Raw genomic sequence first — 13,991 nt, 5'->3', positions numbered from 1 at the left:
GTGAATAGGGGGATTTGAGCAATGGCTGACTCTTCTACCCATGATTTATCTAGCAATACTCCAGAAAATAATCTTTCAACGAACGAGGATCTCTCAGAACTTCGGAGTTTGCTTCTTGGTTTTGAGCAAAGCGAACTTGATAAACTGCATGAGCGACTAAATAATCCCAATATTCATGCAGAGGATATCAGCCAACTGCTTCCAGAGGCGATTATCCTACGGACAATGCGAGATAAGCAGCTAAGCGAAGCAATCGTGCCAACGGTTGAAGAAGCGATTCATTTATCGGTCACAAAAGACCTGAATATCCTGTCAGAGGCAATTTTCCCCGTAATCGGCCCTGCCACGCGCAAAGCGATCGCTACAGCTCTGGAAACTACAGTCCAGTCCCTCAATCAAACTGTTGAACACAGCTTGTCTCCACAAGGCTTTAAGTGGAGATTGGAAGCTTTACAGACAGGAAAATCATTTGCCGAAGTTGTTCTTCTCCGCACTCTTCTCTATCGAGTTGAACAAGTTTTTTTGATTCATAAAAAAACTGGATTGTTACTTCAGCACGTAGTAGCGCCAAACGTAGCCGCTCAGGATGCAGACTTAGTTTCAGCGATGTTAACAGCGATCCGGGATTTTGTCCAAGACTCTTTTAGCGTACAAACCGGCGATTCCCTAGAAACGTTGCAGTTTGGCGAACTCACTATCTGGATTGAACCTGGTCCGCAGGCAATATTAGCAGGGATTATCCGGGGAAATGCACCCAAAGAATTTAAGTTAGTTTTCCAAGAAGTAATAGAAAAAATTCACCTCAAATACGACCAAAAATTTAATTCGTTTGAGGGAGATACTGCTCCCTTTGAAGGCAGCACGCTTTATCTTGAAGATTGCTTTCAGGCCCAGTATCAACCCAAAAAGACAAAACCTTCTCCTGTTCTATGGATTTTATTAAGCTCTATATTAATAGCTTTGGGTAGCTGGTTCTTTTTTGACTTCACAGAGAAACAGCGATGGACAGCGTATTTGGAAAAATTAAATGCCCAGCCAGGAATGACCGTAGTTACTTCCGAGAAACGTCGGGGAAAATATTTTATTTCCGGACTTCGAGATCCTTTGGCGGCAGATCCAATCAAGATCATGAAAGAATCAAATATTAATCCCAAAATAGTTATTAGCCGCTGGGAGCCTTACTTATCTTTTTATCCAAAATTTACTGAAATTAGAGCGAAAGACTTGCTTCAACCTCCGGCAACTGTATCTTTAATCGTTGATGAAAAGGGCACTCTTCGTGCTGAAGGTTCTGCTCCTTATCAATGGATTATTGAAACCAGAAAACTGGTGCGAGCAATTCCCGGAATTAATAAATTTGACGAAAAAAACCTTATTGAGATGGAGCTTAAAGAACTTGAGCTTAGTGAAAACAAGATCGAAAAGCAGTTACTCTTTTTTACAGAGGGAAGTACACAACTTGAACCTGACCAGGAGATCATGATAGAAAACCTTATAAAAGAAGTTAAAAAACTTACAAATGCCGCGCCTTATTTAGGTAAAAATGTCCAAATTGAAATTTTAGGACACGCTAACAAAATAGGCTCAGAGCAGAGAAATATGATCCTAAGCCAAGGGCGTGCCGATGCCATCCTTTCTACTCTAGTTTCGCAAGGAATAAAGAAAACCAATCTTTCTGCGGTGGGTGTAGGCACAAAAGAAATTTTGGATAAAGAAACGACCCAACAGGATCGATCATTGAATCGCAGCGTCTCTTTCAAGGTAAAAATAACTGATACCTCCGGGAGAGAAATAACTCAGTAATGATCCAGAAAAAAATGTGTATGGTGGGTGCATTCGCCACCGGAAAAACGAGTTTAGTCTCACGTTTTGTTAAAAGTATTTACTCTGATACTTATCAAACAACTGTTGGAGTAAAAATTGATAAAAAATCACTCAATCTTGGAGGGAAAGAATTAAATCTCATTCTTTGGGATCTTTATGGAGAAGACGAATTTCAAAAAGTTCGGATGTCCTACCTGCGGGGTTCGTCAGGCTATTTCCTGGTAGCTGATGGAACCCGCCGTACTACCTTAGATAAAGCTTTTACACTTCAAAAAAGAGTAGAAGATACGATTGGCACCCTTCCCTTCATTTTGGTACTCAACAAATGGGATTTGACGGAGGAATGGGATATTGATGATACGGCAATGGACGAAATAGTAGAAAGAGGTTGGCTAGTCGTTAAAAGCAGCGCAAAAACAGGTTTAGGTGTAGAAGAAGCTTTTCTAACGCTTGCGAAGAAAATGATAGAGGCATAGATGCTTGACCTCCCTTCGCCAATTCTGAATTATATTCACACTTTGGCTGTTGAAAATCGTTCTCCAGCCTATCTTCTGGTAGAAAAAGATGGTCGCTTGTCAGATTGGGGTGGGAAACTGGAAGCCTATGGAGTGAATGATTTGCAAAAAGGAGAATATATCGGGAAACAAGTCTTTTTTCTAGAAGGTCTTTTTCCCCTGAACGGTTCTCCTATCTGTATCCCTTGCATGAAAACGGAATATGGACTTTCCGCAGATGTCCATCTTGTACCTGGAGAAGAGAGAGACTGGGTATTGCTATTAGATGCAACTTTGGAAGAAAGCCAGCACCGTCTGATGCAACAACAAGGAAACGAATTGAACCTTTTGCGAGAGGAACACTGGAAAATATTAAATCAATATTTTGGAAAGGACATTACCCAATTGCCACAAGCAGTTCTAACCTTTCAAGACAGAGGAGAACGACGGGATGTTACTATTCTTTCCATCCATATTTGTGGACTCACTTCTTACAGTGAAAATAACCCTCCCGAAGTGGTTTTTAAAACATTAAATTTATGTATCCCTATTATGATACAGATACTTATTGATGAAGCTGGGATAGTCAATAAAATAACTGGAGATGTAATAACGGCTTTCTTCGGGGTTATTGCCTCAACGGGATGTCCTAAAAATCAGGCAATAAAAGCTGCACGAGACATAATTGAGGCCATTGCAGAGATAGGTGAAGCGAGGAAAGGCGAGCTTGGTTTAACTCTCGAAATCGCTATTGGTATCGCTTCGGGGCCCGTTACTTTCGGTATTTTGGGTAGCAAAGGTAGCAGAATGTTCACTGCTATTGGCTACTATGTTAATTTAGCAGCTTGCTTGGAAAGTCAGGCACGTCCCAGCGAGATTCTCATCGACGAAAATACATTTCAAGAGCTTGATGAGATGAAAAAAAAATTTTTAGAAAATTTCCTTCTATTGAAAGGAATTGTTGAACCTATACGAACTTATTCTTGCCTGGTAAAATAATGAAAGAATCTATTACAAACGAGCTTTTTGCCGCCCTGAATATTGTAATTTTAGAACGCCTGGATAATGGATTTTTTACAATAGTTGGGACGATGCCGGATTGGTTTAATAATTTCCATGTAAATACTACGCAGGAACCGGATAGATTAAATTTGGGTCAGCAATTTCCTTTTCTAGACAATTTTCTCATTGATGCTGAAGATTTCTGGGCGACAAAGGGTACAGAACCTCTAAGATCGGGGCTTTGGACAGAGATAAATGTATTGGGAAACGAATGCCATCTAGAGGCATCAGCCGTTTGTCTGGAAGATAAGAAAATACTCTTGATTGAGTGTTTGGGATTTGCTTATGAAGAAAAACAGTCTCTGATCCAGAAAGCTAGACAAAATAATCTAACTTATCAACATCTTATTAAAGAAATACAAAAAAAAGAAATTTTACTTCACTGCTTTGTACACGACATAGCAGGACAACTAACGGGACTTAACTGCTGCTTTGCACTTCTTGCTTTAGACAATTTGACACCAAAAGGCAGAGAACGCCTAGAAATTGGGAGGAAGCAATGTACCAAGCAAGAGATGTTGATTCAGGAAATATTGAAGGCATTTTCTGCCGAGGTAAAATCACTAGAGGCTTTTTCACTCGATCCTGCTCACGCTCCAGATGCAATGATTTGTGCAGTGGAAGTGGTGGATGCTTTATTACCAACTTTTACATTCCATAAAATGCAGTTGCAATTGGCTGTTGACATTAATAGCTCGAAAGATTGGAAGGTAGTTGGGGAAAACTCGCGTTTGGAGAGAGTTCTTTTTAACTTAGTAGAAAATGCTCTTAGACATAGTCCATCTGGTTCTACTGTGACAGTTAATCTCAAAGAAGATGGAGAATTTATTTTGGTGAGTGTGGACGATGAGGGTTTTGGTGTACCGCCGGAGCTTTCAAAAAATTTGTTTCAAAAATTTTCTCAAGGTACAGAGAAAGCTGGCAAAGCCGGTTTAGGACTTTATTTTTGTCGGATTACGGTTGAACGCTGGGGTGGCAGTATTGGTTATTCACCCCGTAGTGAACGAGGTTCCCGATTTTGGTTTCGGCTCCCTAGACCCATTGTGCAATCATAGACTTGGATTTTAACTATCTACAAAATTTTTCGGGCGGAGAAGTTGGATGGTTCATTGCTATGAACCACGAACTATCAAAAGCCTACGTTGATTGACACGTACCTATGTAGTATTGGTTACGGTAAAAAGCGATCGCTCTTAGTTTTTTGCACTCAAAGTGATTTCAATCTGGCAGCAATATCGTAAAATCTGAGTGAGCTCGTGCGGGAGAAAGCGTAAAATGGACAGTCGAGTGTACGAATTTGACCAGACGCAGAACCAGCTGATTCGGGATCTTGCTCAGAAAATGCGCTTTGTTAGCTACTTTCTGATCGCTTTAGGGGTGCTTCTGGTTATAGATGGGATTGTCAGTATCGCAAAAGGTGAAATTGGCGGCATTATCACTGGCGTTGTTCAAATCTTCATTGGTTTATGGACAAGTAAAGCAGCCTCTTCTTTCCAGCTTATTGTCGATACTCAGGGAAGCGATATGGAAAATTTGATTGGTGCCCTTGGGGAACTTAGAAAACTTTATACACTCCAATACTGGCTGATATTGATAGCGGTCTTCTTTGTTGCTGTTGCACTAATTATGACAGTGATTTTTGGAACATTCCAAGTCACTCGATAACAGACGGTTGAGCGTTTCTTGGGATGGGAAATAAGTTCAGAAATAGGCAATATATCGCTTTTTACACCTATTTTTGAATCTTTAATTCTTAATTCCTCGCTCGCCATAGCGCAGTAGCCTTTCCAAAGTTGCCAAACGGTTATCCCAAACTTGAATTTGGTAGGGCTGCTCTATACCTTCCCGTTTCATCCATTGATTGAACTGAAATTTAAAAGCCTGGAGTGAAATTTTCGCCTTTGCCAGGTTATTCGCAGAAGGATTCGCAGCCAGCTGATTGAGCGTATTTGAGAGAGTCTCTGATTGTTTGCGCCATTCCGAGAGTGCTGGTTCCTTAATCCCAAACTGGTTAGTTTCTAAAAGAAAATCCCATTCTTTTTGGAGTGCCGCGTAACGAGTCGCAGCGGCTAGGAAAGGTTGGCGATAAGGCAGCGGTTCTGTGGATGATTTTATTTCCCTCCCCTGAGTGCGGCGGAAGATTCCTTGCAGATTTTCGTTGAGATTTTCGGCGGCAAATAGAGCGTAACCGCTGGCAGGAAAATTCCGCAGCGCTTGTATTTGATCGATTGCCACAACATCTGGCAGATTCAGTAAACGAATCGAGGGCAAAACTAGAGTTGAACCCAGTAGAGCCTGAGTAAGTAAAGGCTGTGCCAAACTCTGGAGTTTGTTAGTATCTAAAGCGTAAGTCATCGGCACCAGCAAATCTACATCTCCGCGCTGCGCCCAGACTTCCCAATGTTGTTGTAGTTTTTGCAAGCGCTCAGTTTCAGGAAAAGGAAACACTGCCGCTGACACAATCAGGTTTGGTTTTAAGGCGCGTAGGCTTCTCGATGCATCTGCTACAAAACTGTTGATGGCATTAGTGCGAAATTGCGTCCACTTTTGCCATAAATTGCGGTCTTTCGGCGAAATCTTTGCCGGATCGACCCCGTGTAACTGCTGAAATTGCTGACGAGCCGCTGTACCGTAGCCAAAAGCATAACCCGCACGGGGATCTTGAAAAGGATAGCGAATGTAATCGAACTGAATGCCATCCACTTGATAGTTTGTGGCAATTTCCCCCAACATCTGTATTAAGTAGCGCCGTACCTCCGGATTCGCCGGATCGAGAAACGTTTTTCCCGAACCCAAGTGGAATAAACGCCCCCGGTTATCGTAGCCTGCCCAGGTGGGATGCAGATCGAGTACCGGGCCGGGATACTCTTTCGGAAGCTTGACTAAGGTGTTATGACGCTGGTTGCCGACGGCGAAAATCCACACCCAGGCGTGCAACTCCATGCCGCGCTCATGAGCGAGTTTGACTGCGCTAGCTAGGGGGTCCCAGCCGCGTACCAAGGGATTCTGAATCTGAGCGACGCGACTGGGATAAATGGGATATCCCGCATTGACTGTTTCAAAAAAGACCGTGTTAAACCCTGCCGCTGCTAGTCGGTCGAAAATTTTTGCTAATTTTTGCTCCGAACCAGCGCTGACAATGGTACCCCGATCTAACCACATCGCCCGAATTTCTGACTGTCCTTGGGGTCGGTCGGTGGGATAGTTGTCCCAGAGAGTTCGTCGCGCCTGGAGCCATTGCTGTCGGGCAGCGCTGTAGTCTTTTTGGGCAACTAGCTGAAGAAATTGTTGCAACCCTGTCCGGGCAGTTTTGAGGGCTGATTCCTGATTAGAGCGTGAAGAAGTTTGAGCGATGAGCTTGGTTTGGGTTGAGGAATTATTTCCGTTTGCCGTTCCCACCTTATTCGTGGCGTTGGCAGTTAAGATTGCACTCTCAAAGCGTCCGATGAGCGCTTCCAACTCCTGGCGCATGGCGGTTGCTTGTCCGGCTGTGATGAGCTGGGAGCTTGGTTTTACTTCGAGTCCAGGTGGAGCCACTAAACCATCGGCGTTGACGTCTGCGGCTTGGGTTGCTGGGGCAGGAGGGAAAAGGATAGGGGTTCCCGACTGGGTGCGGGAAGCGGCAGGCGTCCCACCTGCCGCAGTCCCTGGAGAAACGGAATTCGTTGAATTTGGCTGCCCGTTTGGCGGGCGTGGTGTGGCAGCCGCAGTGGTTCCGGCTGGGGAGGAACACTGCTGGGGCGCATTGGTTGGTGCATTTTTGGCTGTTCTCACTCCCCCGTAGCGGTTCAGGGATGCCCGCAACCATGCGCTATCCAGGTTTGGGCTAGAGGCAGTATCGACACCCCAACGCCAGCCCAGAAAGACCGAGCGATCGGTGGTTACGACCGCCGGCGGATTTTCAACCGACTTCCAGACAGCAGCGGTTTGACTGGTCAATCCGGCGGGAATGATTACACCCCCTTGGGCGGTTCCGGCAAGTCCGTTCTGTTGCACCCAGCCCTGATTTTTAGCGGGTGCGGGTGCCAAGGTGGAGGGGCTTTGTAAGCCGAATCCCCAGTAAGCGCCAAAGAGCGATCGCAATTGCGATCGCACATTCGCTTGGGAAAGCGTGCCTAAAGGCCCAGTAGCGATCGCTCGCCCGCCTTTACCCATCCATTCTTGGATTGCTTGTACCTGTACGGCACTTAGGGTTTCAACATTCGGTAAAAATAAAACCTGCGTCCCGGCTAAATCTGCCGCCTGCCGGACTTGTTGTAAATCCACCACACAGTAGGCAACACCACTTAGTCCCAGGCGGGTTGTAATCCCCTCCCATTGGTTAGCATTGTCCTGAGTTTTCACCACTCCCAGTACACCCGGTGCAGCACTGGCAGGAAAAGAACTAAAAAATAAACAGGAAAAATTTACAACTAAAAATACCCAATTCCAAGCCTGAGATTTTTCCTTTCCCTGGCATTCCCGCTTCAAACCAAAACCACTCCTCAACACAAGCTGCTCCTGAAATAGCTGTTAGCGATTAGCTTTTCATCCTTAGCCATCAGTTATCAGTCATTACCCACAAACTAACGACTCATGACGAATCACCAATGACTTCTTTTAACAGCCAAGGGCTAATCGCTCATTCTAAGCAACGACCTCAGTTAGTCGCAACAAACTAATCACGAATGGCTAAGGACAAATCACAATGACCTTTTGACAGCGAACCGCTGGTTCTAAGCAACGACTTCGTTCACTGGAAAGCGGTCAATTAGATGAATTGCCCGATAGGCATTGCGCTGTAACGAATCTGAAATGTGAGGCACATGAGGAATTTGAGATAAGAAATCCACCGTCCGTCGCAATACTCGGACGACATCCCCTTCATCTAAGCTGGTGTTGGAGCAGAGTTGATCCCATTGAACGCCCAACGCCCACTGTTCCACCAAACCGGTTAAGTCATATTCCATCCAGACTGGTAGCGCTACGCGATACCGCCGCTGTAGTTGGAAGAGGTTGCGCCGCAAGCCCCGCAAACCTCCCAAAGCTTCGTCCATCTCAGCCGGTGCATCGTAGTGCGTCCAGCTATCCGGTCGCATCGTTTCGGTCACAAAGGAGGCACAAGCAGCGGCTAAGTGGTGGGGATCTAACTCGTCGAGTTTACCCGACATCAGGGCTAAAGCCATCCACAGCTCGTTGTCACCCCGAATCGCAGCAGCGGCTTCTCCTAGGGGTGTCGGCATCACGCCCTCTAGCCCGCCCATGCGTTGCAAAATTTCAATCAAGTCCATAAATTCTTCCCAGTGGCGTGCCAGGCTGTCTTGGAACAAGCTCTGAAGCTGGGAAATTTGGTCTAGTAATCCCTCTCGGCGCTGCTGGCGCTTGAGGAGGGCGGCGGGATTGCCCCATTGATGGGCAGGGTGATTTTGCAGTTGCGCTTCCACTGCGGCTACTTGCTGCTGTTGCGCGACCACTTCTGGGGCGGTATCTTCTTCGAGATCCGCATCCGGACGTCCGCAAGCGTCGTTCCGACAAGCCCAGCCAATTTGACGGGCAATGACCTCTGTGGATTCGGTGCCCTTCTTGCAATGACCGGGTTTTATCGGCATTTCCGGCGGGGGCTGTACGGATTTAACATTGGACACGCGGGGTAATTGGCTGCAAGCGACGACATCGGCAGCGGTGACTACATACCAGCGGTTATCTGCACCTAAGCAAATTAGGTAGGGCGATTGACCGGAACCGCGTGTTTTGGTGACTAAGACAGCGGGTACAGGAGAAGACACCGGAATGTGTTTCCCTTTTAAACTCAACAACGTACCGGGTTCTACAGAAGCGATCGCCATCGCAATTTCTCGCGATCGCTCGGCTTCGGCTTGGGTTTGTAAAATTTTCAGTAATCGGCGTTCTTCTCTAAGACGTTCCTGAAGCTTTTCATACTGTTGCAAGCTCTTATCGTCTACTGATGCCAGATCCGCTTCGATTTTTGCCAGTTCCTCGGATAAGTCAGCGATCGCTTTCCGAGTGGGTTCGAGATGCACAGTCGCCAAATACTGCCCGAAGCTGCGTTCTACTAACTCTCTCGCTTCTTCCAGACTATGAGTTTGCAGCAAGTTCAAAACCATGCCGTAGCTGGGGGTAAACTGGCTCACCAGTGGGTCAGGCCCGTTGGTTGCCAAATAAGCCGCTTCCTTTGAGCCTTCAAAAGGCGTCTGCAAGGTCACTACATGACCCGTGGTGTCCATACCCCGACGTCCGGCGCGACCCGACATTTGCATAAATTCGCTGGGCGTCAGCAGTCGGTGTCCCCGGTCGGTACGTTTGGAAAGGCTAGAAACTACGGTTGTTCGCGCAGGCATATTAATCCCCGCAGCTAAGGTTTCGGTGGCAAATACCACTTTTACCAAGCCCTCTTGAAACAGTTCTTCGACCAAACCTTTCCATGCTGGCAAAATTCCGGCGTGGTGAGAGGAAATCCCGCGCAGCAACGGTTCAACCCCGCCGCTACGCGCTGCTTCTGGATTGTGGGCTAAAAATGCTTCAACTTTCTGTTTTAAAAGTTTTGCTTCTTGTTCGTTTACCAGCGTCACTTCCCGCAATTCATCCACCGCCTTGTCACAACCCCGGCGGCTGAAGATAAAGTAAATTGCTGGCAGCATATCCCGTTTCCAGAGATGGCTCAGGACATAAACTAAACTTGGGCTGTCTTGCTTTTTGCCTTTTTCTTTAGTTTGTGGGCGCTTGGGCTTGAGTCGCGGATTTATTTTTTTTTGCGAGTCATCAAGGAGGGGAAACAGTCCTTTGGGATTGCAGAAGTGAAACTGCAAGGGAACGGGACGAAAATCGGAGTAAATCAGCTTGGTGGGGCCATGAACCCGATTTAACCAGTCAGTGAGTTGATCGCTGTTGGCGACCGTTGCCGAAAGCGCGACCAGCTGAATTTCGTGGGGACAATAAATAATGGATTCTTCCCAAACCGTGCCCCGCTGTCGGTCGTTCATGTAGTGGCATTCATCTAGCACCACGGCTTCTACACCCGTCAGGGAGGTACCGACTTCGCCGATGCGGGTGCCATAGAGCATATTCCGGAAAATTTCCGTGGTCATCACTAAGACTGGAGCATCCCGGTTGATGGACGTATCGCCGGTCAATAACCCTACCCGGTCAGCCCCAAAGCGATCGCGGAAGTCCCGTAATTTCTGGTTAGATAGCGCTTTCAGGGGTGTAGTGTAAAATACCCGCTTGCCGCGACTCAGGGCGCGGTAAATGGCGTATTCCCCAATCAGCGTTTTTCCCGACCCGGTAGGGGCACACACAACGACCGAGCAATCGGCATTTAACGCAGCGATCGCTTCCTGCTGAAACCGATCCAGTTCAAAGGGAAATAAGGTCTTGAGGTCTAGCTCTGGTATGGTAGTGGGCACGGTACGGTCAAATAGTTCCATTAAAAAATTGCAAACAGAATTCAGCCAAATCTCGCCATCAACTGTCTTCTTGTGCTTCCTTTAATTCTAAAGGACTTCCCAGGAATAAATTATCTTAACAATGGCTCTAGGGACGCGGTATTCAATGACTCCCAATGATGGCACATCGCTATTTTTTTAGGGAATTCCTTTCAGTGCAAATTAGCACCCAATCGGCGGGATGCACCAGATTCTCGACTTATCGATTTCGATCATGACGCTTGCCCTGAGAATCGTGACGCTATTTGCTTTTCTAGGTGCCATTTCCCGAAGCTAGTCTCTCAAGTCACTTGAAACCGCTTTACGAAACTTCAACTTTATTCGTAGCGGCAGAATAATAGAGCAATTGTCACTATAATAAATAATATAACTAAATTTTTTGGAAAAATTTCTTTAAAAAACCCTAATAATTGCGAATACCTGTCTATTTCTACCTAAATCTTTCTTCTGCTTTCACTGGCAAATTTGAGGTTTTTTAAAGACCTGCTGAAAAGCCTCTCAATCATTAAGTTATGCGAAATCGCGATCGCTCAAAAAGATGAAATCTAAAATCATCCTTTTGGCAGATAGATAAAAGCTGCGTTTAATCCTGACCCAGGCAACTGGAATGGGAAGAAATGGGTATCCACTTCTCAAAAAAGGCAGAAGTCGGATTCAAGATGATAGGCAAGAATTTTTATCGGTACTGATTCAGCAGTCAATTTGCCGTGTTGGGTTTCGTACCTCACCCCTCCACGCCCCCAACCGACAAAATGACACCGACAAAATGACATAGTTGAATTCGGTTCTCCTGCTAACTAACTGAATTGGTTTTCTAGTACCCAGTCCGAATGGGCGGGTTCCAAACCCCCCCAAACAGCCCTCAGTCCCTTATTTATCCTTCCTAAACGTCGGTGCCACAAGCCAACGGACACTACCCTGCCAGCATGACGGTGACGGATACCGCTCACCGAAAAATTTCCGATGGAAACCGGATCATCTATCAGCGATTGAAACAGGCGCTAAGTCTTGGTTTGCGTCGCCAAATTTTTGTGGCGGTATGCGACGACCTCACCTTGAGAAATCGTCTGGCTGCCCGATTACACGCAGAATTGGCGATTTCGGAAGACGGAAGAAGAAACAAGTCCAATCGCACTCATTCGTCTTTCCTGCCGAATCCTGGCTCCTTCCAAGGCTACCCCCGACTGGTTAGCCTGAACTTAAACTTGAGCCAGCCGCATCCCATCGCTCAGATCAATCGCTGGTTAGCCAAACACCCACCCCCTGACAACAACCCACCCGGATTTCAAATTTTGGGGGTGGAACTATTAACCAAGCAGCCAGCAACGGTACAGGGATTATTTCTGCGCTCTCTCAGGGGAATTGAGCGCAGTTTGCCGCGCTTAGAATCTAGCTTGTTGCTGTGGATGCCTCGCCCTTGGTTCCGGGCGATTCAGCAGTCGGCACCTGAGTTTTGGCGGTGTCACACCGGCTTATTTGAGTTTGAAGGGGAACCCACGCCTGTATCAGAAGAGACGTGGTATCCGTCTCTACAATTCTCAGCGCCCCGCGAACAAGCGGCTGAGCAAGAGACGGCAGTACCCCAAGAAAATCTGTGGCACATTCTGAACCGTGACTTCGCGAAATATGGCGAAACCCGTTCGGAAAAGTCGGTTTCAGACAATGGTTCTGGCAAGGAAGAGGTAGAAACGACGCCTCCGGGAGAGGAATCTCAGCATCCGGCGACAGATTCGCCAATCACTGCTTCTCCCCTACAAGAATCAGAAGAAAAGAGTGATGAATTAGCATCCATTCATCCTTCCCATCATGAAGTCCCTCATCGGGCGATTGAGAATTTGCCTCAGGTACAATCGTTGCAGGAAATTGCTCAACTACAGCAGCAATCCTGTCCGCCAGAGGCACTTGCTGAAGCTTATCTGAGGCTGGGGAATCATTACCGCGATCTGATTGAACTCGAACAATCAAATACCTCGCAAGAAAACCTGATCGTTGCCATCCAAGCTTACGAACAGGCATTGAGTTGGCTAGAGGCAGATTCGCCGCTGGTACCGGATACCCTTAATGACTTGGGCAATCTCTACTGGATGCTAGCTCGCTATCCAAGCAAAGTCGAGGAGATGCTTGTCTATCTGGAGCAAGGGATTCAAGCGTATCAAACCGCTTTAACCACCTTCAATCCCGATGAAGCGCCCCACACCTATGCCATGATTCAAAATAATTTGGGGGCGGCATACGGAGAAGTGGCTCGTTATCGAGATGCTGCCGAGAACTTGCAATACTCGATTGGCGCTTATCAGGAAGCTTTGCGCTATCGTCCTTCCCAGATGGAGCCGCTCAAATATGCGGCGACGCATAATAATTTAGGTACAGCTTACTGGCATTTAGCGCAGCAGCAGCAGCCGGTGACAAACTTGCAACAAGCGATCGCATCTTATACAGAAGCGCTGTTGTATTACAATCCGGAGCAAGAGTCGCTTAGCTGGGCAATGCTGCAAAACAACATCGGCACCGCCTACTGGAATCTCGCCCAGTACGAACAACCCGCAACCTATTTAAAACTTGCTATCGATGCTTACTTGAATGGACTAAAATATCGGACGCCAGATGTAGTCCCGGCAGCTTGCGCGGCGACGCAGAATAATTTGGGTACGGCTTACTGGCATTTGGCAAGCCAGGTAGAAACTAAGGTGGAGGCGCGACAGGAATATTTGCAGTCGTGTATTACAGCCTATGAAACTGCGATCGCGCTTGTCCACCGGCTGAGCCAAAACACTCCCCCAGTCCCGGTTACGTTTGATGCCTCTGCCACCTACAATAATTTGGGGCTGGCTCACTACCAGATGGCGACGGATAAGCAGTTCGCTTTGGCTCAGGGTTCGCTGTTAGAGCATCTAGAGGCAGCGTTACACAACCATTTGCAAGCATTGCGGGGCTTTAGCGCTCAACCTGATGCCTACGAATCCACTTTGTCTTATGTTGTGCAGACAATCCGGGCATTTTTCCGCGAACGTGGCTTACAAGGTCAAAATCTCGCCCTTTCCAAGGTTCCAGGTAAGCTGTTGCCAGAATTACTGCGACGGTTGTAATTCCCATGCACTGAATCAATCTGCTTCCGGAGAAATCGCAATCCTATTCGAGCTGTGAGACGTTAGCCCTTCAGATCCTCGAC

At 46.9% G+C, this 13,991-nt stretch carries 9 protein-coding genes; 7 read left to right on the top strand and 2 right to left on the bottom strand.

Annotation, left to right across the window (positions count from 1 at the left end; genetic code table 11):
• The first annotated feature begins 21 nt into the window (after positions 1–21).
• From NDI33_RS19655 to NDI33_RS19635, 5 genes are all read left to right on the top strand, one after another.
• Positions 22–1,803: an OmpA family protein gene (locus tag NDI33_RS19655; protein ID WP_190667014.1), complete on the top strand. Its 1,782-nt coding sequence runs from the start codon at positions 22–24 to the stop codon at positions 1,801–1,803.
• Positions 1,803–2,300, top strand: a complete 498-nt coding sequence (locus NDI33_RS19650; protein WP_190677937.1) for a Rab family GTPase — start codon at positions 1,803–1,805, stop codon at positions 2,298–2,300. Before NDI33_RS19655 ends, NDI33_RS19650 begins: the two co-directional genes overlap by 1 nt.
• Entirely contained in the window at positions 2,301–3,317 is a 1,017-nt protein-coding gene (locus NDI33_RS19645) for an adenylate/guanylate cyclase domain-containing protein (RefSeq protein WP_190677934.1), read from the top strand. It abuts the gene before it with no gap.
• Positions 3,317–4,435: a HAMP domain-containing sensor histidine kinase gene (locus NDI33_RS19640; protein ID WP_190677930.1), complete on the top strand. Its 1,119-nt coding sequence runs from the start codon at positions 3,317–3,319 to the stop codon at positions 4,433–4,435. Before NDI33_RS19645 ends, NDI33_RS19640 begins: the two co-directional genes overlap by 1 nt.
• A gap of 220 nt (positions 4,436–4,655) precedes the next feature.
• Positions 4,656–5,045, top strand: coding sequence for a hypothetical protein (locus tag NDI33_RS19635; RefSeq protein ID WP_190411312.1), 390 nt, complete (start codon positions 4,656–4,658; stop codon positions 5,043–5,045).
• 81 nt (positions 5,046–5,126) lie between these two features.
• Here the strand turns inward: NDI33_RS19635 and NDI33_RS19630 are convergent, their stop codons facing one another.
• On the bottom strand, positions 5,127–7,871 hold the full coding sequence (locus tag NDI33_RS19630) for a family 10 glycosylhydrolase (protein WP_347275940.1): 2,745 nt from the start codon (positions 7,869–7,871) through the stop codon (positions 5,127–5,129).
• A gap of 224 nt (positions 7,872–8,095) precedes the next feature.
• A complete protein-coding gene (locus NDI33_RS19625) occupies positions 8,096–10,804 on the bottom strand; it encodes an RNA helicase (RefSeq protein ID WP_190435553.1) in 2,709 nt (902 codons plus the stop codon).
• 625 nt (positions 10,805–11,429) lie between these two features.
• Between NDI33_RS19625 and NDI33_RS19620 the strand changes: the two genes are divergently transcribed.
• Both NDI33_RS19620 and NDI33_RS19615 read left to right on the top strand, forming a co-directional pair.
• Positions 11,430–11,597 carry a hypothetical protein gene (locus tag NDI33_RS19620; RefSeq protein WP_190536917.1) on the top strand — a complete coding sequence of 56 codons (168 nt, stop codon included), beginning with the start codon at positions 11,430–11,432 and terminating at the stop codon, positions 11,595–11,597.
• A gap of 151 nt (positions 11,598–11,748) precedes the next feature.
• Positions 11,749–13,908, top strand: a complete 2,160-nt coding sequence (locus NDI33_RS19615) for a tetratricopeptide repeat protein (RefSeq protein ID WP_190677983.1) — start codon at positions 11,749–11,751, stop codon at positions 13,906–13,908.
• Positions 13,909–13,991 lie beyond the last annotated feature (83 nt).

This window comes from Trichocoleus sp. DQ-A1, assembly GCF_039961955.1.
Taxonomy (GTDB): domain Bacteria; phylum Cyanobacteriota; class Cyanobacteriia; order Cyanobacteriales; family FACHB-T130; genus FACHB-T130.
Note: the sequence above shows the minus strand (reverse complement) of the source record. Positions and strands in the feature narration are given on the sequence as shown.

Coding starts and splice junctions, on each gene's coding strand:
- NDI33_RS19655 (WP_190667014.1), top strand. CDS start 22: ATGGCTGACTCTTCTACCCATGATTTATCTAGCAATACTCCAGAAAAT.
- NDI33_RS19650 (WP_190677937.1), top strand. CDS start 1,803: ATGATCCAGAAAAAAATGTGTATGGTGGGTGCATTCGCCACCGGAAAA.
- NDI33_RS19645 (WP_190677934.1), top strand. CDS start 2,301: ATGCTTGACCTCCCTTCGCCAATTCTGAATTATATTCACACTTTGGCT.
- NDI33_RS19640 (WP_190677930.1), top strand. CDS start 3,317: ATGAAAGAATCTATTACAAACGAGCTTTTTGCCGCCCTGAATATTGTA.
- NDI33_RS19635 (WP_190411312.1), top strand. CDS start 4,656: ATGGACAGTCGAGTGTACGAATTTGACCAGACGCAGAACCAGCTGATT.
- NDI33_RS19625 (WP_190435553.1), bottom strand. CDS start 10,804: ATGGAACTATTTGACCGTACCGTGCCCACTACCATACCAGAGCTAGAC.
- NDI33_RS19620 (WP_190536917.1), top strand. CDS start 11,430: ATGGGAAGAAATGGGTATCCACTTCTCAAAAAAGGCAGAAGTCGGATT.
- NDI33_RS19615 (WP_190677983.1), top strand. CDS start 11,749: ATGACGGTGACGGATACCGCTCACCGAAAAATTTCCGATGGAAACCGG.